Origin of the sequence: Salinibacterium hongtaonis (genome assembly GCF_003065485.1) — a bacterium.
Classification (GTDB): domain Bacteria; phylum Actinomycetota; class Actinomycetes; order Actinomycetales; family Microbacteriaceae; genus Homoserinimonas; species Homoserinimonas hongtaonis.
Map to the genome: position 1 here is coordinate 2,500,884 of NZ_CP026951.1, position 23,427 is coordinate 2,524,310.

A 23,427-nucleotide genomic window follows, 5' to 3' on the forward strand; every position below is an offset into this window, starting at 1 on the left:
CCATGGCCCGCGAAAAATGGCTGCTCGACGGCCCTAAAACCATCGACTTTGACAGGGTCCGTAGCCTCAAGGTGGCGCTCATCTCCGGGCAGATCGACATCGTCGCCCACGACGAGCCGGGCGCCCGCGTCGAGGTTCACTCCGTGCGGGGAAAGCCGCTCAAGGTGAGCAATGACGATGGGGTGCTCGAAGTCGATCACCCGCAGCTCGGCTGGGACAACTTTCTCGACGTTTTCGCCTACTTCAAGGGAGACTCGTCCGCAGAAGTCAGCATCATGGTGCCTCGCGATGTCGCTCTCAAGTTCGGCGTCGTCAGCGCCAGCGCCCTCATCTCTGGCGTCGAGACGGATGCCAAGATCAGCACGGTCAATGGCGAGGTCGTCATCGACGGCGTCACCGGTGCCCTCGACCTCAACTCCGTCAACGGCGAGGTCCTGGTTCGCGACCACACCGGCAAGGTGAGCGCCCGCACCGTCAGCGGCGATGTCACAGCGGCCGGCGCGATCGACAAGCTCACGTGCGACAGCGTCTCTGGCAACATCTTTCTCGACCTCACCGGAACGCCCGATGACGTTCGCGTCAACACCGTGTCTGGTGCTGTCACCATGAGGCTCGCGGCGGGAACGCCCGCCTCCTACCGCATCACCACGGCATCCGGCCGGCTTCACCTCGACGACTCCGACATCACCGGAGTGCACGGAACCTACACGGGCAAGTACGGCGAGCTCTCTGAAAACTGGCTCGAATTCAAGGCCAATACCGTGAGCGGCAACGTCTCGGTGCTTCACGCAAAGGTCACGGCATGACCCCCGTATTCGGCCACGGACACCTCCGCCTCTATCTGCTCAGCCTGCTCTCGGAGCGGCCGATGCACGGATACGAGCTCATCCAGGCCCTCAGCGACCGGTTTGGCGGAACCTATATTCCGAGCGCCGGAACCATCTACCCGCGCCTCGCCAAGCTGGGCGAAGAGGGCCTCGTCACGCGGGAGGCCGACGGCCGCAAGACCGTTTACTCGATCACGGATGCCGGGCGGGTCGAACTCGCCTCCCGCCGGGCCGAACTCGACGACATCGAGAACGGTGTGACCGCCACCGTGCGGAGCCTCGCCGACGAGGTGCGCCTCAGCGTCAACGACGCGATGCGCACCCTGCGCGCGGACCTCGCCGCGGCGGCCCGCGGAGTGAAGGCGGAGTCTGCGGATGCGTCTGAGTCGGCGACCACGCCCCCAACTGCATCCGCTCCGGAATCGCCCGTGGGATCGGAACCTGATTCGGCAGCGGGGGCCGAGTCCGAGTCTCACAGTGACCCGGCGGCTCCGCACTCGACCGGCCGGTCCGAGGGAATGGCGTCGCGGCAACAGCTGCGCGACGCCGAGCTGGCCCTCACCGAGTTTCGGCACAGGGTTCAGGCGGAACTGCGCTCACGCGCCGCCCGCAACACCCTGCCAGAGGACACCGCCGCACGCCTGCGCGACCGGCTCGACTCCGCCCTAACAGGCCTCTTCGAGTAGCCGCGGGCCGCTCGCTCGCGCCTCGCGGCTCGCGGCTCGCGCCGGTGGCTTACGCCACGCGCTCACGCCACGCGCCTGCGGCTTCGCGAGTGGTCACTTTCTGCACCAAGACTCGGGTTTTGGTGCAGAAAGTGACCACTCACGGCCCTGCGGCGAGGCAGCACGTGAGTCGAGGCACCACGGGTCAACCGTGAGCGCTGGGGTTTGGCGGCAGCTTCACACCAGATGGATGTTGCGAGCATCCACATGTGAGGGCACCGCGAGCGTGCCTACGGCGCCACGGTGACACCGTGAGCGGATGCCCAGAAGAGTCGCACTTCCGCCCCAGTTACATGGCACTGCGTTTCGTCTTGGCGACCCGCTCGCGTCGGACGTGACGTTGGGACGCCTTCGCTCGGCGGATATCGATCGTCCGTTCCGAGGCGTGCGAAGCGTCGGGCTTGACTTCAGCAGCACGCTCGCGCGCTGCCGCGCCTACGCGCCGCTCCTTCGCGAGGGCCAGTTCTTCTGCCTCACGACAGCAGCGATGCTCTACGCGATTCCTCTTCCCCGCGCGCTGGAGGAGGCCGGGGACCTTCACATCGCCGCGGGCCCAAGCGGTTCGCGCCCCCGAACCACCGGTGTCAGGGGGCACCGGCTGTCCCCGACAACCGCAGTGAGGCTCGTCGGGGGTCTGCGTGTCGAGAATCCTGTCTCGGTGTGGTGCCGCTTGGCTGAAGTCCTGGGCGAAGACGATCTCATTGCGGCGGGCGACTACCTCATCTCCGGTCGGGTTGGCGGCAACCGGGACAGCGGCAGCCGGGACAGCGGCGGCAGCCGGGAGCAAGCCCTCGCCACCCTCAGCGAGCTGCGCGACGCAGTGACCGCCACCGCAGGATCGCGCGGCAGCCGCATCCGCCATTCCGCAATCAGCCAGGTGCGTGAGCGGGTCGACTCCCGCAGCGAAAGTCTGCTCCGGATGCTGCTGGTTCGAAGCGGATTGCCCGAACCGTTGGTGAATGTGCGGGCCTATCGCGCGGATGGCGTGCCGCTCGGTCGGCCAGACCTCAGCTACGTCGAAGCGAGGGTTGCCCTCGAGTATGAGGGCGATGGCCACCGCACCGACGTGCGGCAATTTCGCTACGACATCGCCCGTCGCGAGCGGTTCGAGGATGCCGGATGGCGGGTGCGGCGGGTCACCGCGGACGATCTGAACCGCAGACCCCGACAGTTCGTGGCAGGTGTGCGCTCTCTACTCCTCGCACGAGGAATGCAGCTCTCGGCCCCTTCCGAGCCGCGCCGCCGCCGCACGGTCTCGTGAGTGGCCACTTTCTGCGCCACAACGAGACTTTTGGAGCAGAAAGTGGCCACTCACCGCATCCCGGGATGCGCCCGTCACTACCCCGCGAAACCGACCGGGATATAGACGTCTTGCACGCGGTCCGAGAGCGCCGTGTGGTCGTTGCGGGTGTAGATGGCGCACGCATCGACTCGGCAGTCGACGCCGTCGCCGACGGGGGACGGCACTTCGAGGTATGCCGTGAAGGTGCCGGTTGCGGCGTCGTCGTAGCTGCGGGCACCAAAGAGCTTCCACGCCCAGTCGTCGTTGATCCAGTTGCTGGGGGCGAACTGCACCGAGCCCGCTTCCTGCTGCTCACCTTCGGTCGCGGGAACGCCGCCCAGACACGGTCCGGGCTTCGTTTCGGGGTTCGGAGCGATCTTGCAGATGGCGACGTAGATGCCCTGCGAGGTGTCGAATCCCGTGCCGGTGACCACAACGCGGTCGCCCTCGACTAACGCAGACGTGTCGACGGTGCCGCCGGGCTGCGCCGAAACAACGTCAAGGGTGCGGGTGCGCCCATCATCGCCGACGGCGGTGACGCTGAGCGGCCACTCCTCGTCGGAATCCACGACGGTTGAGGTGCCCTGCTGTTCGTGCGTCAGAATCGGCACGACAATTATCGCCACAGGCACGAGCACCACCACGAGAGCGGCAGCGACGATCCACGGCCATACCCGGCGACGCTTGCCCTGTGGTGTGCTCACCGCCCGATTCTATCGAGGGATGCCCCCGCATCCGCTGCGCTAGGAGGGCTACGCTTGCCGCCAAATTCTGCCACTTGCGTCGGGCCAGCATCGGCGTAGTGTTGCCGCTCGTGACCACTGATGCGAGGTCGCCGAAGCGTTGGTTAATCGGCGAACCGCTGCCCACAGAAAAGCTCGATGCCCAGTTGCTGCCCAAGCGCCTGGCACTGCCCATTTTCGCGAGCGACCCGCTCTCATCCGTCGCCTACGCGCCTCAAGAATTGCTGCTGATTCTGACGCTCGGCGGCCTCACGATGCTGTCGTTTGCCCCGTGGGTTGCCGCGGCGGTTGTGCTTCTGCTGCTGGTCGTTGTGGCGTCGTATCGGCAACTCGTGAAGGCATACCCGTCGGGCGGCGGCGACTATGAGGTGGCCCATCGCAATCTGGGCGAGAAGGCTGGTCTCGTTGTGGCATCCGCTCTGCTCGTCGACTATGTGATGACGGTTACGGTGTCGGTGGCGAGCGGCGTCGACAACATCATTTCGGCGATCCCTGAGCTGCACGGCGCACGGGTCGAGTTGGCCGTGGTGTTCGTGGTGCTGCTCGTCGCGGTGAACCTGCGGGGCGTCGCCGAGTCGAGCAAAGCGTTCGCGCTGCCGACGTACCTCTTTATTGCCAGCGTGCTGCTCATGATCGTGGTGGGAGGCATCCGGGTTGCGCTCGGTGACCTTCCCGTGGCGGAGTCGGCCGCGTACACGGTTGAGGCGAAGGACCTGAGTCAGGTGGCGATCGTGCTGCTGCTCTTGCGGGCGTTTGCGAGTGGATGTTCCGCACTGACCGGCGTCGAGGCAATCAGCAATGGGGTACCAGCGTTCAGAACGCCCAAGATTCGCAACGCCCAGTGGACCCTCGTGCTGATGGGCGGCATCGCGATCGTGTTGTTCGTGGGGGTGACCGCGCTGGCGTTAGTCAGCAGGGTTCACTATTCCGAGGATCCGTGCGCACTCATCGGCTGGGCGGATTGTGCCACGGAGCCGCAGCGCAGCGTGATGGCCCAGCTGGCCGCTGCCGTGTTCGGCGGAGACACCACGATTATGTTTTTTGTCATTCAGGCGGCAACGGCGTCCGTGCTGCTGCTTGCGGCGAACACTGCCTTCAACGGGTTCCCCCTGCTCGGTTCGGTACTGGCCAGGGATGGCTACGCGCCCAAGGGCCTGCAAGCGCGCGGCGACCGCCTCGTCTTCTCGAACGGCGTGATCGCGCTCGGTCTCCTCGCGATCGTGCTGCTCGTCGTGTACCAGGCGAACCTGACGCAGCTGATTCAGCTCTACATCATCGGCGTTTTTGTTTCGTTCACGCTGGGGCAGGCTGGCATGGTCAAGCACTGGATCGGGGTGGTGCGCACGGGCGAGGCCAGCATGCGCTCGGTCGTGTGGGGGCTCGCCATCAATGCAACGGGCGCGGTGTTCACCGCGACGGTGCTGATCATCGTCACGGTGACCAAGTTCACGCACGGTGCGTGGCTGGTGTTCGCGATCATGCCTGTTCTATATCTGCTCATGGTTCGGGTGAATCGGTACTACGCCAAGATCGAGCGCGAGCTTGAGGTCGACCCCGTCACGAAATTTGGTTCCCGCGGTGACCACGCGATCGTGATGGTGGGCCGCATGCAGAAGCCCACCCTGAAGGCGCTCGACTATGCGATAGCAGCCCGGCATGACTCGCTCGACGCCGTGCACTGCTCCGTCGACGACGCCGCAACCGATCTGCTGGAGAAGCAGTGGGCCGAAATGAACATCCGGGTGCCGCTGCGCGTCGTGCAGTCGCCCTATCGCGGCATCAGCGAACCGCTGATCGCGTACATCCGCGCGCATCGCGAGAAGTATGGCCCAGAGGTGACGACGGTCTACATTCCGCAGTACATCGTTGGTCACTGGTGGGAGCGGCTGCTGCACAACCAGAAGGCCCGCCGCATCCGCCACAAACTCATGCTGGAACACGGCGTGACGGTGGCGCTGGTGCCGTGGCTTCTGGGGTCGTCCGCGGTGATCACGGACCGCAAGGCGCGGCCCCTGCCGGGGCAGGTGCGTCGAGGCGAGCCGGTGAAACCCGTGGTGCGCAGACCGCTGCCCCGCTCGGGACACAAGAACTAGACGATGGCGGGCCCGCGCCGCCTACCTAACGCGGCGCGGGCACACCGATCAGATCGTGCGGAGCCCCCGCTGGCGCACGATCATGGCGATCCCCGCTAGGAGGAGGACGCCCGCGAGCATGCCCCAGGGAGCCACATTCGTTCCGGTCGCGGGGAGCGTAGGCGCGGCCGTCGGTGCCGCCGCGCTGGTCGGTGCCGCCGCTACCGTGAATGGCACGATCGTGACGGCACCGGTGGTCTGACCGACGAACACCAGGTGATGCAGACCCGGCGCGAGCGTGGGCAGTGTGAGGGCCGAAGCATCCACTCGTCCTCCGACGACCGGCAGCACGCCGAGCGCGACGGGCGATGAATACACCCACGCATCAACGAAGCTGTCGGTGGGCTGGGCCCACGCCAGGCTCGGTGAAGAGGCAACAGTTGTCCAACCGTTCAGCGCGGCCAGGCGCAGAAGCTCGCTGGTGTCCGGCGCGGGTGGCGACCCCTGGGCCTTCTTCGCATTGACGAGCAGGGTCATGGGCGTCGCATCCGACGGACGATAGAGGTTCGTGTCGGAGGGGGTGAAGACTGCGCTGATGGTGTGCAACCCCGCTGCCGGCGCCACGACCGTGAGGGAGAACTCGCCGCCCGTGACGACTCCTCCGGCGAGCGCGCCAGCCTCGTTCGAGAAGGCGATCGTTCCGTCCACTGCCGGGCTGATGGTCGCGGTGAGAGTCACCGTGCTGCCAGCGGCCACGACGGGTGCAGAAATCGCCGCCGTCGTGGTCGTCGGGTCGCCGACCGGCGTCCAGATCGCCGACCACGTTGACGTCGACAGCGGAGTCGTGGGAGTCAGGGTTGTGCCCACTCCTGTGACTCGGGAGTTCCATTCGACGAAGGCGGGGCCGACACGGCTGGGAGTGGGGATCGAGATTCCTGAGACCGCAAAGGTCTCGGCATAGACAGGAATGACGGTCGATACTGCCCCCGGCACCCCCGGTTGCCCGAACGTGACCCGGTATGAGTTGCCCGTCACACTGCCGTCGACGGTTCCACGGATGGCCCCCTGGTTCGCCACTGACGACCCCGACGGGATCATCAGTGTGCTGCCGGAGGCAATGATCAGGGTGCCCGAGTTCGTCACGGCAGGGAAGCCCAGGCCCAAGCTGGCATCCGAGGCGCCGATCGCGCTCGTCACCGTGGGGAATCCCGACTGCACCGTGACGGTGGCGGCCGCTCCGATGGTCACGGTCCCAATCGGACCGGGCGACTGCACCGACGTGGACATTCCGATACCGGGCCCGCCTCGGTCAAGGGGCGAGGGCCCAGGACGATAGCCGCCGCCGATCGCCGTGACGTTTCCGCCCGAAATGACGATCGTGGGATTCTGGGTGCCGGTCGCGCCAATTCCGGGACCTTCACGACTGCCGGTGGCACGCACCGTTCCACCCGAGATGGTGATGATTCCCGTCATCGGATCGTTTCCCACACCAATTCCGGGCCCCCCGTAGATCGTCGACGCCGTCACCGACCCGCCAGAGATAGTGATGGACCCTAGCTGCGAAGCCCTTGCGGGAAAGCTGGGGCCGGCCCCGATGCCGGCCGTATCGTGGCCCGTCGCTATGACTGTGCCCCCTGAGATGAGGATGTCCCCGGCGGTTGCGGACCGTCCAGCGCCGATGCCCGTGTCTGCTCCGGATGTTGCGGTGACATGCCCACCGCTGATCGTGATGTCGCCGACGGTCGAGTATGTGCCACTTCCGATCGCGGTGTAGTAGGTTCCGATTGCCGTGACGGTGCCACCCGTAATGGTGATGTCGCCGGCACTGGATTCCTGCGCCGCCCCGATGCCCGTGCCTCCGGTGGACGACACGATGCCGCCATTGATTTCGATGTTCCCGCCGTTGCCCTCATTCCCGGCACCGATGCCAGCGCCGTATCCTGACCGGGCTGTGACGGTGCCACCATTAATCACGATGTTGCCGGAGTCGGCCAGCAGCCTGCCGCCGATGCCTGCTCCTTCTCCGCCGGTGCTCTCGGCGTGGAGCGTACCGGCGGAGGTGCCGACCGTGAACGTGGCCCCCGAGTGCACAAAGATCGCGGCGTCCCAGATCCCCGTAACCGTCACTGTGAGTGTGTGCCCAGACAATTCCAGCACTGCGTTGACGGGAACCTCGAGTTGCTGTCCTCCGGTGATGTCATTGGCGAGTTCGACCGTGCCGCCCGCAGTGAGCGCGGCCTGCAGCGCGGCGAAGTCGCTCACGGGAGCGGCGGATGCTGCAGCGGCCGGCCCCGCGACGACGCCCGCCGCCGCGAGCAGCAGAGCAAGACCGGCCGCGAAGAGTCGAGAAGGGGCAGAGGATGCCGGGGTGCGTTCGTCCGCTCGGAGAGTCGTCATAGTGCTTAAACGTTCGCAGTCGCGGCACGCGGGGTGTAGGGAGCTAACCCCCCAATTCGCACGAAACGGCGGGGCTAGCGGGCGAGGTACCGTATCGCCGCGATGACTCGGCGGTGATCGTCGGGAACCATCGGCAGATTGAGCGCGTCGAAGATGCGGGAAATATGGTTGACCACCGACTTCTCGGTGAGCACGAGCTCGCGGGCGATTGCCGCGTTGGTGCGCCCCTGCGCGATGAGGGCGAGCACCTCTCGCTGCCGTCGGGTGAGCCGCTCGATGCCGCTGTCGGAATCGAAGGTCGTGGCATCCGCCATCTCCACCCTGGCCCGCGAGGCGGCGAGCGCTCGCTCGCTCGCGTGGAGTTCCGCCGTCAACCGTTCTCGGTCGAGGGTTAGGGCCACCAGTCGGCCCGCCGATCGCACGCTCTCCGAGTCGGCAATGAGCTCTGAGTTGTAAATGATGGCGGCGATGCGTCGCCCGTCCAGCTCAACCGCGACCGCCGTTCGGTGGCCACGACCACCGGGGAGGGCAACGGCTGCGCCGGTTTCGTCTACGTGGATGCCCCTGTCCTCCACCCAGTAGGCAACCTGGAGATCGGGGTCGCCGATCGTGCGTGCGAGCGCAGCGGTCAAGGCACTCGGTTCCCCGCCGCTCGCCCCCAGCCACGTCTCGAGTTCCGAGAGGCCGGCGGTCCGAGCGAAGCCGCCGCGGAGGATGCCCAGGGTGAATGCGATCGGAACGCCCCCGATCACAACCAGCTGCGCAATGCCCCGCCAGTAGGAGTCGACCCCAAAGAGTCCCTCGAGAACGACGGAGCTGAACGGGATGAACAGAATGGCCAGCATGCCGTAGGCGAACAGCGGCACGAGGGTTCGCCGGCGCGCAGCATCCGCCGCGCGCAGTCGCGAAACAAGAACAATGGCCGTGCCAATGGCGACGGCGACCCCGATCACGCTCTGAAGCGCGGATGCTGTGGCCGCGAGCCCCGGAAGGTCGCTGACGAACAGGGGCGATTGCGCGCCGGGGTCGAAGAGATAACCGGGAGCCTCAAGCACGAGCGAGTTGGCGTAGGCGGCGAACACAATCCACCGAGAGGCTCTGCCCTGAATGCGGCCTGAGGGGAATGCGTGCAGCAGGTGCACCGTCAGGGCGAGCACGACCGTGGCGCTGATGGTGCCCACGACCATGAGCTGCAGATTGAGACTATTCGAGAGCCCCGCGGCGAGGACCGCGAAGCCAGCGAGCACGATGAGTGCCCCCATGCGGTTGCCGGGGCGACGCCACCAGGCGAGGATGCCCGCCGCGAGATAGATGCAGACCACAACGGTGTAGAGGGCAACACCCGCGGCGGCGGCGGGGTCGACGGCCAGGTTCAGCAGTGCGCTCCCGAGGGCCATGGACGAGGCTCCGAGCAACGCGAGGGCCCACCGCAGTGAGCGCACGACGGGAGACGACCGAACCTGCGCGACTTCCCCCATCGACCCAGAATACTGGTTTCGCTCAATCGCTTCGACGGTGAGGGGCCCTAGAGGTTGTTGAGCTGCGCCATCACCTGGCGGGCGATCGTGCGACCGGAGCGTTGCGCCCCGATTGTTGATGCCTGAGGCCCATACCCGGCAAAGAAGATGCGAGGGTCCTTCCACGACGACGCGTTGCCGACCGTGACTCCCCCCTCCTTCTCGCGCAGTCGCAGCGGGGCCAGATGGCGAAGCTCTGGCCGAAAGCCGGTGGCCCACACAATGACATCGGCATCGGCTCGGCTGCCGTCCGGCCAGACGACGCCCGTGGCATCCACTCGGTCGAACATTGGTTTGCGTTCGAGGAGGCCGCGCTCGATGGCCGACTGGATGCGGCGCGTTCGGGGTACTCCCGTGCCGCTGACCACACTCGGCAGAGCCCTGCCCTCTCGGGCCGCTTCGTCCTGTGCCGAGACAGCGCGTTTGCTGTCTTCGAGGTTGAGTTCGCCGTCGTCGCGAAGCTCGATGGGCCTTCGGCTCACCCAGGTGATGGTGGCCGCAACGTTCTCAAGTTCCATCACGAAGCCAATGGCCGAGGTGCCGCCACCGACTACCACCACACTCTTGCCCTCGAAATCACTCGCATCGCGATAAGTGGTCGTGGTGATTTGTTCGCCTTCAAACGCATCGAGCCCGCCATACCAGGGCACGAACGGGCTGCCCCAGGTGCCTGTGGCGTTGACGACAACGTCGGTGACGATCTCGTGCAGCCCATCGACATCCGCGTACTCGACGACCAGGTCGATGCCGCGGTTAAAGACCTGCGTGACGGATGCTGGCCGAACAACATCGAGCTCAAAGTGCTTTTCGTAGGCCTCGTAGTATTCGGCGACGACCTCGCGTGCGGGCCGCTGGCGATCGGCCGTCTCGAAGCTGAGGCCGAGGTCGTCGAGCCCCGGCAGATCGTTGATGCGGTGGGCGACGCCGATGCGCAGGGCCTCCCACCGGTGCTGCCAAGCCCCACCGGCCCCGGGCCCGCGGTCGAGAACAACCAGGCCGTCACCGGGTTCGAGCCCAAGCCGCTTCAGGTAATACGCCACCGAAAGCCCCGCCTGCCCGGCCCCAATAACAACAACGGATGCTCGAGTCTGCGTTGTGGTCACGTCGATACGTTAGCGGGCCTATCTGGGCGAACTGTCATGACTCCCCGGCAAAGACGCTTAGCCACGTGATCCACAGGGCGCGCCCGGGGTTTGGGCTGACGGGGCATGCTAAAGTGGGCAGTTAGTTTTTGTAGTTCCTTGTTGGTCAATCCCGAGCAGCAATTGCAGGCGTCGGGCAGGAATCGTGAGGGGGTCAAACCCATGGGGCGCGGCCGTCAAAAAGCAAAGCACACCAAGGTCGCCCGGGAGCTGAAGTACTTCAGTCCGGAGACCAACTATGACGCGCTTGCACGTGAACTCACGTCTGCAGAGCGCGACGCAGCAGCGGCAGCACGACTCGAAGAAGACCTCGAGAAGTGGCCTGAGTTCGCGGATGGAGGCGACGAAACGCGCACAGCGTAACCGTCGCACCCTCAGCGCGAAGCAGACAGCGCTCAATATCAGCGCCAGCTAGCGCGCTAAGCAGTCACAGAGCATCCCGCAGATCTATTGATCGGCGGGATGCTCTTGCGCGCTGTGGCACACCCCGGGTTTAGTGGCCCGGGCCTGCGCCACTAAGCGAATGCGCCAGTGAGGCGAACTGCCCCGCCGTCAACGCCCTTGGCGCCCTGTTCGAACCCGTCGAACGAGCGTTCTGCCATGGATACCTCGCCGGCAACCCACGACGGGATGCCCTCGGCGTTCATGAACTCGATGACCTTGGCCGCCGAATCGGCAGCGACGACGGCAAACATGCCGACTCCCAGGTTCCACGTTCCTTCGGTGTCGCCCAGCGTGATGCCGCCCATATCGGCAAGCACCCTGAACACGTCCTGCGGTGCCCAGCTTGACCGGTCGACCTCGACCCACGACCCCTGCGGCAGCACCCGCGCGAGGTTCGCGGCGATTCCGCCGCCCGTCACGTGGCTCAGCGCATGAACTGCCGTCGGATGCTTCTGCAGCAACCGCACCAGCGGCCCCGTGTACAGACGTGTCGGCTCGAGCAGAACCTCGCCGACAACTCCGCCCAGCGAGTCGGATGTCTCGGTGAACGAAACACCGGCGCCCGCGAGAATGTGACGAACGAGCGAGTACCCGTTGCTGTGCAGGCCAGAGGACTGCATCCCGATGACAACGTCACCGTTCTGTACCCGCTGCGGGCCGAGCAGAGCATCCGCCTCGACGGCACCCACCGCGGCACCGGCGACGTCATAGTCGTCGACGCCGAGCAGGCCAGGGTGCTCTGCAGTCTCGCCGCCAACGAGGGCCGTGCCGGTCTCGGAGCACGCCCGAGCAATGCCGGCCACGATGTCGGCGATGCGCCGCGGCACAACCTTGCCGCAGGCGATGTAGTCGGTCATAAAGAGGGGAGTGGCACCAACCACGATGATGTCGTCGACGACCATGCCGACGAGGTCCTGGCCGATCGTGTCGTGCTTATCAATCGCCTGGGCGATGGCAACCTTGGTGCCGACGCCGTCTGTGGAGGTGGCCAAAAGAGGGCGCTTGAACGCCGTGAGAAACGAGACGTCGAAAAGCCCGGCGAAGCCGCCGACCCCGCCCAGCACCTGGGCGCCGTGGGTGCGAGCGACTGCTGACTTCATAAGTTCGACTGCGAGGTCACCGGCCGCGGTGTCCACTCCTGCTGCGGCGTAGCTGTCTGCCATTGAAGGTTCCATTTCGTCGGCCGGGTGCGGCGTGAAAGACTATGTTCGTTCCTCCCCAACTCTACGGTCTGGAGTCTGCACCGAATGTGCGGCATCGTCGGCATCGTCTCTTCTGAGCCTGCCAACCAACTCGTTTATGACAGCCTTCTCTTGCTGCAGCACCGCGGGCAAGACTCAACAGGAATCGCCACCGCCGACGGTTCGATGTTTCACTCTCACAAGGCCAAGGGCCAGGTGCGGGAGGCATTCCGCACGCGAGACATGCGCGCCCTGCCCGGAACCATGGGTCTCGGCCACGTGCGCTACGCCACGAAGGGCGAAGCATCCAACGAGCAGGAGTCTCAGCCGTTCTACGTGAACGCGCCGTACGGCATCATGCTCGTGCACAACGGCAACCTCACCAACACGCGTGAGCTCACGAGCGAGCTCTTTCACATCGACCGCCGCCACCTCAACACGACGTCAGACACCGAGTTGCTCGTCAACGTTCTGGCCCACGAGTTGCAGGAGCAGATCACGGGCAGCGAGGAGCTGAACCCCGACCAGGTCTTCGCCGCGGTGAGCAGGCTTCACCAGCGCGTCGAAGGCTCCTACGCGGCCATCGCGATGATTGCCGGAAAAGGTCTGCTGGCGTTCCGTGACCCGTTCGGCATCCGCCCCCTCGTGCTCGGCCGACGCGTTTCTGGCCTGGTGGGCACCGAGTGGGTCGTCGCCTCTGAATCGCTCGTCCTCGAAAGCGGCGGTTACGAAATCGTTCGAGACGTTGCCCCCGGCGAGGCGATTTTCATCTCGCTCGATGGCGAAATGGTGTCGCAGCAGTGTGCCGCGAACCCGCGCCTGGTGCCGTGCTCGTTCGAATACGTGTATCTGGCCCGCCCCGACTCGATCATGAACGGCATTTCGGTCTACGAGGCCAGGCTACGGCTGGGCAACCGCCTCGCCGACACCATCGCCAAGCACACCCCGCTCGGCGACATCGACGTTGTCATGCCCATCCCCGACTCGTCGCGCCCTGCCGCAATGCAGGTCGCCCAAAAGCTCGGCGTCGAATACCGCGAGGGCTTCTACAAGAACCGTTACGTTGGTCGCACCTTCATCATGCCCGGCCAGGCTCAGCGCAAGAAGAGCGTGAAGCAAAAGCTCAACGCGATGGGCAGCGAATTCCGCGGCAAGAACATCCTCATCGTTGACGACTCGATCGTTCGCGGCACGACCTCCAAGGAGATCGTGGAGATGGCCCGCCAGGCCGGTGCCAACAAGGTGACCTTCACCTCGGCGGCCCCGCCCGTTCGATACCCCCACGTCTACGGCATCAACATGCCGTCTCGACTTGAGCTCGTGGCCCACGGTCGCAAGATTCCCGAGATCAACCGGGAGCTCGGCTCGGACAACCTGATCTACCAGGAGGTCGCCGACATGCAGGCGGCGATTCTCGAGGGATCTGGTGTGACGGAGCTGGAAATGAGCTGCTTCACGGGCGAGTACGTGACGGGCACCGTGAGCGAAGAGTACCTGCGCTGGGTGGAGCAGAACCAGCTCAGCTAGAGCCTAGGGCTGGTCGGTGCCGTGCTCTGGCTCGCGCACGCTCTCGTGCTCGACCGTGAGTTGGCGCGCCCGCTTGCTCGAACGACGGTCGAGCAGGAGCCCCACAAGCGCACCGAGAGCGATGCCGGCGGGAATGCAGAAGATCGAGAGATACCCGAGCATCGCGGGGAATCCGACGAGCGGGTCGATCTCGAACGCCGTCGTGAGAATGAGCGCAACGATAAAGCCGACGAGGCCACCGAGCACGAGGAACACGGGAATGCGGGGCGCGCGCCGAATGCTCAGCTGCTGCACCTCCACAACGGGCTCGATGTCGACCGCGCCACCGACCGGGATATCGGGATGGCCGACCGTGCTGGGCTGGCCGAGGTCCGTGTGCTGCGCGGGGCTCGTGGGGCTGTCGCCCTCTGCGTGCTGACCGGCGGTGTTCTCACTCATACGTCTATTCTCCCCGACCGCAGCATCCGTGATCGCCGTGAATGTGCGATTGCTAGTGCCAGGCGAGAGGGAGCAGCGCCGAGAGGTCGGCGCGGGTTCCGGATGCTGACACGCGCGCGTCAGCGAGGGCGTCGGCCCACGAGACTCCACCCGTAGCGAGGGCGATCCATGTGGCCGGGGCCATCTCGATCACATTGGGCGGGGTTCCCCTGGTGTGGGTGGGCCCCTCGACGCACTGCACGGCACCGAACGGAGGCACCCGCACCTCGACAGTGGGCCCGGGCGCGGCATCCGTGAGCACCTGGAGCAGGTAGCGCGTTGCCGTCGCAATCGTCTCCCGGTCGGCGGCGCCCTCGAGAGCCTGACGCACGGCATGCGCCCCGATGTGAGTCTGGATGCGGGGCTTAGCCATGGATGCAACGCTAGCAAGGCACCTGCCGCCATTGTTGTGGATGCCACACTGGCTGTATGGATGCCGCCGCCAACTACTTGACCGCCGACCTAGAGCCGCTCAAGGCGTCTCGGATTGTCTCTGCGTGGCATTGGGCCGTTGCCGCTGTTGAGGTCGCGCTGGGCTTTGGCGATGGAATTGCCCCCGCCGACCTCGTCGTTCGCCGTATCGACACGGGCCGTGAGGTGTTGCGCACGCGCGCTGATGTCGGCTCGCCCGACTTCTTGCTCGACGAGGTTCGCCGCGATCTGGCCACGAAGACGGTCGATGACTTCATCGCGGAATGGCGACTGCGTGACGCTGACCCCGAGGCTCCCGCCGCCTGACCTTCGCGCCCCATGGGGTGTGACCTCGCGAGTCGCGCGTGCCCGGTAGTCCGTGGCACGGGCCCACGGCCGACCGGTACTCTGGCAGGGTGAAAATTCTTGTACTCGGCTCCGGTGCCCGCGAGCACGCCATCGTAACGGCCTTGCTTGCGGAGGATGCCGCGCACGAGATCATCGCCGCCCCGGGCAACGCCGGCATCGCCGCCGATGTTCCCGTAATTCACCTTGACCCCACAAACCCGACCGTTGTGGCCGACTTTGCCGTCGACAACAACATCGAGCTGGTCGTCATCGGCCCCGAGGCTCCGCTCGTCGCGGGCGTGGCCGACCGGGTGCGCCAGGCTGGCATCGCCGTCTTTGGCCCCGGCAAGGCCGCGGCACAGCTTGAGGGCAGCAAGACATTCGCCAAGCGCATCATGGAGGCGGCAGGGGTTCCGACCGGCCGTGCGGCCCGCGCCGGCACCCTCGACGAGGCCATCGACGCGATCGACGAGTTCGGTGCCCCCTACGTGATTAAGGCCGATGGCCTGGCGGCGGGCAAGGGTGTTCTTGTAACCGCCGACCGCGATGCCGCCATTGCCCACGCCGAGTTTTACCTGGGCCAGGGCAGCGTGCTCATCGAGGAGTTTCTTGACGGCCAAGAAGTTTCGCTCTTCTTCTTCTCCGACGGGCACGATGTTTTGCCCCTCAGCCCTGCCCAGGATTACAAGCGCCTCGGCGACGGTGACGCCGGCCCCAACACGGGCGGCATGGGCGCCTACTCCCCCCTGCCGTGGCTCCCCAACACGTTCGTCGATGAGGTCATCGAGACGATCGCCGTGCCGACCGTGCGCCAGCTCGCTGCTGAGCAGACGCCGTTTATCGGCCTGCTCTATTGCGGCCTCATCATCACCGACAAGGGCATTCGGGTCATCGAATTCAATGCCCGGTTCGGCGACCCTGAGACGCAGGTGGTGCTGCCCCGCCTCATCACCCCACTCAGCGCCCTGCTCTTTGCCGCATCGACGGGCGGGCTCGGGCTGCTGCCCCGCCCCGAGTTCTCGCCGGAGGTCGCGGTGACGGTGGTCGTGGCGAGCGAGGGCTACCCCGAGACTCCGATCACCGGCCGCGTCATCACCGGAATCGACGACGCCCTCGCTATCGACGGCGTCACCATCGCCCACGCCGCCACGGCTCGCACGGGCGATGACTTTGTTTCGACGGGCGGACGAGTGCTCAGCGTTGTTGCCCGCGGCGCAGACTTCGCCGATGCCCGCGACCGCGTCTACCGGGCCGTCGACGCCATCCAGCTCGAGGGCGAGCAGCACCGCACCGATATCGCTCTGCGGGTCGTGGAGCCCAGCGCATGAGCATTGACCTGTCGGCCGATGGCTGGCAGCACGCATACTCCGGCAAGGTGCGCGACCTCTATGACCGTGCGGATCAGCCCGACCGGATGCTCGTGGTCGCCAGCGACCGTGTGAGCGCCTTCGATCACGTGCTTGAGCCGGGCATCCCGGGCAAGGGCGCTCTCCTCACGACGCTGACCCGCTGGTGGTTCGACCGCCTCGACGTGCCCAACCATCTCGTGGATGGGCCGGTGCCTGAGGCCGTCGCCGAGCGGGCGATGCTCGTAAAAAAGCTGGACATGTTCCCGGTCGAATGCGTTGTGCGCGGCTACCTCACGGGCAGCGGTTGGAAGGAATACCAGGCGACCCAAAGCGTGTGCGGCGTTGACCTGCCCGCAGGCCTCGCCGACGGCGACCGCCTGCCGGAGCCGATCTATACCCCCGCCTGGAAGGCACCGCTCGGCGAACACGACGAGAACATCAGCTTCGAGCGCACCGTCGAATTGGTGGGGGCAGACACCGCTGCGGCGCTTCGCGATCTTTCTCTGCAGATCTTTGCCGCGGCGTCCGCCATTGCCGAAGAACGCGGCGTGATTCTGGCCGATACCAAGTTCGAGTTCGGCGCCGACAGCGACGGGCAGATTACCCTCGGCGATGAGGTCTTGACCTCGGACAGCAGCCGTTATTGGGATGCCGAGCTGTATGCAGCAGGCGACCGCGCCTCGAGCTTCGACAAGCAGATCGTGCGCGACTGGCTCGCCGCCCACTGGGACCTCCACGGCACTCCCCCCGTGCTGCCGCCCGACATCATCGAGCGCACATCGGCTCGATATCGGGAACTCATCGAAAGGCTCACCGCGTGACCCCCGCCGAATGGACCGAAATCACCGTACGTCGCCTGCCATTCGAGCACGCTGATTCGACGCTTCTGCACTCGGCGCAGCGAGCCGAGATCGCATCGGTCTATGGCAGGGATGACTCTGAGCCGGGCGAACCGGCGACGGCCGAAAACGTGTCTGCGTTTGTGGTGGCCTATACCGATGGCATGCCCTCCGGATGCGGTGGCCTGCGAGCGGTGAGTGACACCGTGACCGAGATCAAGCGCATGTATGTGACGCCCGCACATCGCGGCAGCGGTGCCAGCCGTGCCATCCTCGTCGAACTCGAGACGATTGCCCGCGAGCAGGGCGCCACCCGGCTTGTGCTCGAAACCGGGGACCGCCTGCCCGCCGCCATGCGCTTCTACGAGCGGGAGGGCTTCACCCGCATTGAGAACTTTGGGCCATACGCCGGGGTCGATGCCAGCGTTTGCTTCGGAAAAACGCTCTAGCCGCCGGGGCGCTGGTTAGCGCGGAGCGCTGGTTAGCGCGGAGCGCTGGTTAGCGCGGAGCGCTAGTTAGTGCGGGCCGAACACGAAGGTTCCGCTCGGATCCCATTCTTCGCGCAGCGAGGAGAGTTTCGCCGCCGTCGCCGAGGGCCAGGCCTTGACGAACTCTGCACGACTGGCGGGATCCCCCACAAAGTTGATCGTTGTTTCTGGCGCGGTCCACTCAGCCACGGCAGCCCGGATGCCGCCCATGACCTGCGGCAGCACCGTCTCGAACAGATCGGGAACGGGCGCTCCGATGACCGTCATTGTGTAGAGCGCGCCGCGCCCGCCGACGGCGGAGCCCTCAACCGTGTCTGCCGCGGTCGCCGACCCGAGGTGCCGAACCTCGACCGCCATGAGAGGAAGCTGTGATCCGGGGCCGACGCTCGCCAGAAGGGTATCGGCGAAGCGGTCGTCAAGCCGCCCGAGCAGGAGCCCGTCGCTCCACGCGGGCGCGGGGGCTTCCGGGTCGGAGTGGATGAGCTTGAGCTGTGACGTGGGCAGGATTCCCACGGCGTCGATAAGCGGGGTGGCCAGGGATCTGAGGGGCGCGACGAGTCGTTCCCCTTCGTCGGCGTCACCGGGAAAGGCAAAGCGCAGGCTCACCACCGTTTTGCCGCGCAGCGGTTCGGGGATGACGTCGAGCGGCGGCATGTTGAGAAGTGCCACCGAGGTAGTGACGGCGTCTGGTGCCGTTTCTGTCCAGGTCACCCAGCTGCGCAGAACATGGTCGATGTCGCCGGTATCGAAGAAGAGCGCGCCCCCATAGACGGTTGCAAGGTCGACGAGCGCAAGCTCGACCGAAGTCACCACTCCGAAACCGCCCTTGCCCCCGCGCAGCGCCCACAAGAGGTCGGGATGCTCGTCGGCACTCGCGCGCACGATGTCGCCAGCCGCGGTCACGACCTCGAACGAGCGCACGTAGTCGGAGCTGAACCCGTGGCTCCGGGCGAGCGGGCCGAGCCCCCCGCCCAGGAGATAGCCGACGACTCCGACTGTCGGTGACGACCCGGGGATAGCGGTCAGTCCGTGTGCTGCTGCGGCATCCTGGACATCCGCCCACGTCGCACCGGCGGCGACCGTGGCGGTGCGCGCCTGCTCATCAATCGTGACGTCCGTCATTCGCCGCGTCGTAATGAGCATGCCGTCGGTGATCGAGGAGTGCGTGCCGTGGCCGGTAGCGAAGACACGCACGGGGAGTTCGTGGTCCACGGCGAAGCGAACGGCACGTGAAACGTCGCGGGGGTTTGCGGCCCCGACCACAACGTCGGGGGCCTGAGGGTAGGCGAGGTTGAAGCCGGTCACTTCGGCGGCGTAACCATCGTCATGGGGGAGCATCACGGGGCCGTCGATCGTTGTGGCGAGCGCGGCGACAGAATCAGCGTCGATGGGTAGTGACATGGCGCGAGGTTAGCGCGCGGATCGGGCTTCTCACTAGGGGAATATCCCCCATGATATAGTTGTTGCTACAACTATGAACGCAAACATCCTCGCCTCTCAGACCGCCATGGGCGCGGTCAGCCTCAAGGTCGCCGACCTCGACTCCATGATCGCGTTCTACCGCGACGGAGTCGGCCTCACGCTGCTCGCCCACGACGGCCCCAGCGCGGTGCTCGGTCGGCCGGGCAGCCCCGCGATCATCCTGGAGCATGCGGCGGAGCTCAAGCACGCACCCTCCACCTCGGCAGGGCTCTATCACACGGCATTTCTCTTCGACGAGAAGAGCGACCTCGCCTCATCGGTCTACTCGGTCGCCCGAGCCTACCCGCGCAACTTCACCGGCAGCTCCGATCACCTCGTGAGCGAGGCCTTCTACTTTAACGACCCAGAGGGCAACGGCGTCGAGCTCTACTGGGACCGCCCGCGCGACTCCTGGAAATGGCAGAACGGCTCCGTCGAGATGGGCACCGTCTACCTCGACCCCAACCGCTTCTTGCAGGAGAACCTCACCGAGGCTGGCCTCAGCGCCGCAACGGTCGGAGACACGGCCGTCGGCCACGTTCACCTCAAGGTGGGCGACATCCAGACCGCCAAGCAGTTCTACGTCGACACCGTCGGCTTCGAGATCACCATCGAATACGGCACGCAGGCCCTCTTTGTGAGCGCCGGCGGTTACCACCACCACGTCGGCATGAACACGTGGGAAAGCAACGGAGCTGGAGCCCGCACCCCCGCGCTGGGTCTCGGCCAGGTCGCCATCGAGGTCCCGTCGACGGATGATCTGGGCGCGCTCGGCGAGCGCCTCACCGCACGAGGCGTGCAGCAGGCGCACGACGGTCGCATGCTCACCTTCGCCGACCCGTGGGCCAACGAGATTCGGGTGACCGCCGCGGCCTAAACGCTGCGCACCCGGCGGCGCGCCACGAGGCCAGCTCCCAACAACAAGAGCACCAGGCCGAGGGACGCCCAGGGGGCGGGCTCGATTCCGGTGCTGGCAAGAGCCACAGGCGTGACGGGGGGCAGGGCCGCAACAGCCGGGGCGGGCACGCTGAATTCGTACACACTAACGGTGCGGCTGGTTTGTCCGACGAAGACCAAGTGGTGCGGCCCTGGCGTGAGCGTCGGCATGAACGCCCAGTAGCCCGAATCAACCTTGCCTCCAACGACGGCGTAGGTTCCCAGCCACTGCGCGGTGCTGTAGACGTACACGTCGGCGAAGCTGTCCAGCGGGTTCGTCCACGGCACGTTCTTGCCGAGCACGCTGTCGAGACCCCCGGGCAGCGGATGCACGGGCCACCCGTTGGCATCGATTTCGTCAAGGAGGCCATCCGTATCCGTTGCGGGGGCCGGGACCCGCGGACGGAGCGGATTGACCACGAGATCAACCGGAGCCGAGGTCGAGAACACGAAGCGCGGCTCCCCCGGGGTGAACTCGGCCGTGTAGACGTAGTTGCCACCGGCGAGCGCGAACGTGTTGATCTGGTAGCCACCTCCAACGACGGCGCCGGACCCGATCGAAACCCCGTCCTCGAATAGCTCGATCGTGCCGACCGCCGTCGTCGGGGTCACCGTGCCGAAAATCGTGACACTCCTGCCCGCAGGAATCGCCACCAGATCATCCTCAATCGACACCGACACCGCTGTGGGCACCAGCGCATCCCAGGCCGCATAAACCGTCAGTGCTGCCGTGACGGGCGCCGAATCAGCCCACTCGGCTCCACCGGTCGGCGTCGTGAACCACCCCGCGAACGCATAGCCAGCGCGGGTCGGAACGGCAGGAACCGTTGCCGCCTGCCCATGACCGATCGTTTGGGACGCAACCGCAGAGCCGCCCTGCGCATCGAACGACACGACATAGGAATCGATCAACCAGCGCGCGTAGACCGTCACGTTGCCCGTGACCACTGCCGAGCCGTCCCATGCCGAGCCGCCGCTCGCGGCCGTGAACCACCCGACAAAGCTGTGATGGGAACGGATCGGAGCATCCGACGGCACGGATGCCCGGCCACCATAAACAATCGTCTGCGACGGTTCAAAGCTGCCGCCGGCGCCCGTGTCGAAGGTCACCGTGTAGCTGTTGACCGTCCAGCGTGCGTAGACCGTCACATCCGAGGTCACCGCGGCTGTCGCATCCCACGCCGTAGAGCCGGCCGCGCTCGTCATCCAGCCCGCGAACGAATAACCCGTGCGCGTCGGCGGCGTCGGCACCGCTGCCGAATCGCCATGAGCGACCGTCTGCGACGCGACCGCAGTTCCATCATTCGAGTCGAACGACACCGTGTAGGTGTTGATCACCCAGCGCGCGTAAAGAGTCATCGGCCCCGTCACGGGTGCCGTTCTGCTCCACTCCGTCGTGCCGCCGGATGTAGTCACCCACCCCCAGAAGCGGTATCCCGACCTCGCGGGAGCGGCCGGCAGGCTGACCGTACTGCCGTGGGCGACCGTCTTCGACGAGACGGTACTTGCGCCTGGTCCGGTGTCGAATGAGACGGTGTAGGTGTCGGCTGTCCAGAGCGCGAACACGGTCGTGTCCGACGTCACTGGGGTGGAGGCGTTCCACACCGACGCGCCGCCCGCCGTCGTGAACCACCCACCGAACGTGTGCCCGAGGCGCGTCGGGAGGTCGACCGGCACAGCGGCTGTCGCGCCGTGAGTAACCGTCTGCGAAGGCACCGCACTGCCACCCGTGCCCGTGTCGAACGACACCGTGTAGGTAGTGAGTGCCCAGTGCGCGTAGAGCGTTGTCGGGCCGGTGACGGGGGTCGCTGCCGTCCACTCAGTGCCGCCCGATACGGCAGTGAACCAACCGGCGAAGGTGTAATTCGCTTTCGTCGGCGCCGCGGGGAGGGCGAGCGTCGAGCCCTCCGCGACCGCGACCGACGCGACGGGGCTCCCTCCCGTCGAGTCGAAGGTGATCGGATGCTCGGGCGCCTGCCAGCGGGCATGCCACGTGCTGGAGCTCAGCGCCGTCGTAGTCGCGAGTTGGCTTCCGCCCGTCTCCCCCGACCACCAGCCCGCAAAGGTGAAACCCGCTCTGGTCGGCGCGGCGGGGACGGCCATTCCTGCCGCCGAGAGCGTGGCGGCGAGAACCCGCACACTGCCGGGGCCGCCGGAGCCGCCCGCATCGTTGAAACTCAGAACAAAGTTGTTGCCGGATACGGCCCCCACGACCGGACCGGTGATGGTTCCGCTGTTGCTCGCGGTCGAACCGGCGGGGAAGGTGAGCCTTGCGTTCAGCACATTGAGGGTTCCCGCGTTGCTGAAGCTGCCCACGCCGTCTCGTGAGAACTGCACCACGGAGGTGACGCCGTCGTAGTCGTGCGCCGCGAGAAGGTTAACAACCGCGGTCGCGCCGATGGTGATGTCGACGGGGGCGTTGGGAATGCAGACGCCCCCGATGTCACTCGCCCACGCGCCGAGTGTCCCTCCACACCACAGGCGTCCGGCCACCCACACGTCTCCACTATTGATCCTGATCGTCGACGCTATTCCCTGTTCTCCTGCGCCGATACCCATGCCCTGGTACGGCAGCGCGGCTCCGGCCCTCACCGTGCCACCATTGATGGTGATGGGCGGCGCGACCGCCGATGCTCCGCTCCCCAGCGCGGCCCCGATGTAGCCGCCCAGCGCCGTCACCGTGCCTCCATTGATGGTGACCAGTTCAGAGCCGGCGGGCGCGCTGTCGCCCGTGCCGATACCGGCACTGCGGTAGTCGCCATTCGCTTCAATGGTTCCGCCATTAATCGTGATAGCACCATTCGCTTGCCCGTGGCTGCCGCCGATTCCGGCCCCGCCGCCACCCCCATTTGCCCGGAGCACACCCGGGCCATTGATCGTGAGCGATGCCCCCACTGGCACCTCGATGCCTGCTTTGCCCCCCGCGCTTCCTGCCGCACCCGCACCCTGAACGGTGAGGGTGAACCCGGCGAGGTCGAGCACAACGTCGTTCGGATTCGGAATCTCGACGCCCCCGCCGCTGATATCTGCACCGAGCACGACAGTGCCGCCGATGGTCAATGCCGATTGCAGATCGGCGTGCGTCGTGACCGCGGCGGCGGCAGCAGAAGCAGGGCGCGATGCTGCGTCACTCAGGATTCCGGCGCATACGAGGATTGCGACTATCGCGCTCGCGACAAGACGTGAAATGGCGCGTCGCGCCGAAGTCGACAAAGTCATGCCACCAGCACAGCGGTTGCATGCCTCCGAGCCTAGGGAGGC

General features: G+C 66.1%; 20 protein-coding genes. 11 read left to right on the forward strand and 9 right to left on the reverse strand.

Annotated features, from left to right (window positions below):
- The first annotated feature begins 2 nt into the window (after positions 1–2).
- The 3 genes from C2138_RS12005 (at position 3) to C2138_RS12015 (ending at position 2,813) form a co-directional block, all read left to right on the forward strand.
- Complete coding sequence (locus tag C2138_RS12005; RefSeq protein WP_108518140.1) at positions 3–806, forward strand: DUF4097 family beta strand repeat-containing protein; 804 nt, start codon at positions 3–5, stop codon at positions 804–806.
- On the forward strand, positions 803–1,513 hold the full coding sequence (locus tag C2138_RS12010; RefSeq protein ID WP_108518142.1) for a PadR family transcriptional regulator: 711 nt from the start codon (positions 803–805) through the stop codon (positions 1,511–1,513). Before C2138_RS12005 ends, C2138_RS12010 begins: the two co-directional genes overlap by 4 nt.
- Before the next feature lie 373 nt (positions 1,514–1,886).
- Positions 1,887–2,813 carry a hypothetical protein gene (locus C2138_RS12015; RefSeq protein WP_206749478.1) on the forward strand — a complete coding sequence of 309 codons (927 nt, stop codon included), beginning with the start codon at positions 1,887–1,889 and terminating at the stop codon, positions 2,811–2,813.
- Positions 2,814–2,890: 77 nt separating this feature from the next.
- Here the strand turns inward: C2138_RS12015 and C2138_RS12020 are convergent, their stop codons facing one another.
- On the reverse strand, positions 2,891–3,538 hold the full coding sequence (locus C2138_RS12020; protein WP_108518146.1) for a neocarzinostatin apoprotein domain-containing protein: 648 nt from the start codon (positions 3,536–3,538) through the stop codon (positions 2,891–2,893).
- 101 nt (positions 3,539–3,639) lie between these two features.
- Between C2138_RS12020 and C2138_RS12025 the strand changes: the two genes are divergently transcribed.
- The gene (locus tag C2138_RS12025; RefSeq protein WP_108519114.1) at positions 3,640–5,670 is read left to right on the forward strand and encodes an APC family permease; all 2,031 of its coding nucleotides are present in this window, start codon (positions 3,640–3,642) and stop codon (positions 5,668–5,670) included.
- A gap of 48 nt (positions 5,671–5,718) precedes the next feature.
- Here C2138_RS12025 and C2138_RS12030 read toward each other — a convergent pair whose 3' ends face one another.
- The 3 genes from C2138_RS12030 to C2138_RS12040 form a co-directional block, all read right to left on the reverse strand.
- Positions 5,719–8,046, reverse strand: a complete 2,328-nt coding sequence (locus C2138_RS12030; protein ID WP_108518148.1) for a beta strand repeat-containing protein — start codon at positions 8,044–8,046, stop codon at positions 5,719–5,721.
- A 74-nt stretch (positions 8,047–8,120) separates the two neighbouring features.
- Positions 8,121–9,524, reverse strand: coding sequence for a helix-turn-helix transcriptional regulator (locus C2138_RS13855; RefSeq protein WP_241961118.1), 1,404 nt, complete (start codon positions 9,522–9,524; stop codon positions 8,121–8,123).
- A gap of 47 nt (positions 9,525–9,571) precedes the next feature.
- Entirely contained in the window at positions 9,572–10,666 is a 1,095-nt protein-coding gene (locus tag C2138_RS12040; protein WP_108518150.1) for an FAD-dependent oxidoreductase, read from the reverse strand.
- A gap of 201 nt (positions 10,667–10,867) precedes the next feature.
- Between C2138_RS12040 and C2138_RS12045 the strand changes: the two genes are divergently transcribed.
- Entirely contained in the window at positions 10,868–11,068 is a 201-nt protein-coding gene (locus C2138_RS12045) for a DUF3073 domain-containing protein (protein ID WP_108518151.1), read from the forward strand.
- A gap of 152 nt (positions 11,069–11,220) precedes the next feature.
- On the opposite strand, the gene purM is transcribed toward C2138_RS12045, so the two are convergent.
- Positions 11,221–12,312, reverse strand: a complete 1,092-nt coding sequence (gene purM / locus C2138_RS12050) for a phosphoribosylformylglycinamidine cyclo-ligase (RefSeq protein WP_108518153.1) — start codon at positions 12,310–12,312, stop codon at positions 11,221–11,223.
- 84 nt (positions 12,313–12,396) lie between these two features.
- On the opposite strand from purM, the gene purF reads away from it, so the two are divergent.
- Positions 12,397–13,857 carry an amidophosphoribosyltransferase gene (gene purF, locus C2138_RS12055; protein WP_108518154.1) on the forward strand — a complete coding sequence of 487 codons (1,461 nt, stop codon included), beginning with the start codon at positions 12,397–12,399 and terminating at the stop codon, positions 13,855–13,857.
- A gap of 3 nt (positions 13,858–13,860) precedes the next feature.
- On the opposite strand, the gene C2138_RS12060 is transcribed toward purF, so the two are convergent.
- Together C2138_RS12060 and C2138_RS12065 are read right to left on the reverse strand one after the other, a co-directional pair.
- On the reverse strand, positions 13,861–14,295 hold the full coding sequence (locus C2138_RS12060; protein ID WP_233245499.1) for a hypothetical protein: 435 nt from the start codon (positions 14,293–14,295) through the stop codon (positions 13,861–13,863).
- A gap of 52 nt (positions 14,296–14,347) precedes the next feature.
- The gene (locus C2138_RS12065) at positions 14,348–14,707 is read right to left on the reverse strand and encodes a sterol carrier family protein (RefSeq protein ID WP_108518156.1); all 360 of its coding nucleotides are present in this window, start codon (positions 14,705–14,707) and stop codon (positions 14,348–14,350) included.
- Positions 14,708–14,763: 56 nt separating this feature from the next.
- On the opposite strand from C2138_RS12065, the gene C2138_RS12070 reads away from it, so the two are divergent.
- From C2138_RS12070 to C2138_RS12085, 4 genes are all read left to right on the forward strand, one after another.
- Positions 14,764–15,072 carry a hypothetical protein gene (locus C2138_RS12070; RefSeq protein ID WP_108518157.1) on the forward strand — a complete coding sequence of 103 codons (309 nt, stop codon included), beginning with the start codon at positions 14,764–14,766 and terminating at the stop codon, positions 15,070–15,072.
- 89 nt (positions 15,073–15,161) lie between these two features.
- Positions 15,162–16,421: a phosphoribosylamine--glycine ligase gene (gene purD / locus C2138_RS12075; RefSeq protein WP_108518159.1), complete on the forward strand. Its 1,260-nt coding sequence runs from the start codon at positions 15,162–15,164 to the stop codon at positions 16,419–16,421.
- The gene (locus tag C2138_RS12080; RefSeq protein ID WP_108518161.1) at positions 16,418–17,263 is read left to right on the forward strand and encodes a phosphoribosylaminoimidazolesuccinocarboxamide synthase; all 846 of its coding nucleotides are present in this window, start codon (positions 16,418–16,420) and stop codon (positions 17,261–17,263) included. The genes purD and C2138_RS12080 overlap by 4 nt, the downstream gene beginning before the upstream one ends.
- Positions 17,260–17,730: a GNAT family N-acetyltransferase gene (locus tag C2138_RS12085; RefSeq protein WP_108518162.1), complete on the forward strand. Its 471-nt coding sequence runs from the start codon at positions 17,260–17,262 to the stop codon at positions 17,728–17,730. Before C2138_RS12080 ends, C2138_RS12085 begins: the two co-directional genes overlap by 4 nt.
- Before the next feature lie 66 nt (positions 17,731–17,796).
- Here the strand turns inward: C2138_RS12085 and C2138_RS12090 are convergent, their stop codons facing one another.
- Complete coding sequence (locus C2138_RS12090; RefSeq protein WP_108518163.1) at positions 17,797–19,170, reverse strand: FAD-binding oxidoreductase; 1,374 nt, start codon at positions 19,168–19,170, stop codon at positions 17,797–17,799.
- 73 nt (positions 19,171–19,243) lie between these two features.
- Here C2138_RS12090 and C2138_RS12095 point away from each other — a divergent pair, with 73 nt between their 5' ends.
- Complete coding sequence (locus tag C2138_RS12095; protein ID WP_241961119.1) at positions 19,244–20,107, forward strand: VOC family protein; 864 nt, start codon at positions 19,244–19,246, stop codon at positions 20,105–20,107.
- Here C2138_RS12095 and C2138_RS12100 read toward each other — a convergent pair.
- Positions 20,104–23,385, reverse strand: coding sequence for an InlB B-repeat-containing protein (locus tag C2138_RS12100; protein WP_108518165.1), 3,282 nt, complete (start codon positions 23,383–23,385; stop codon positions 20,104–20,106). The genes C2138_RS12095 and C2138_RS12100 overlap by 4 nt on opposite strands.
- Positions 23,386–23,427: the final 42 nt, after the last annotated feature.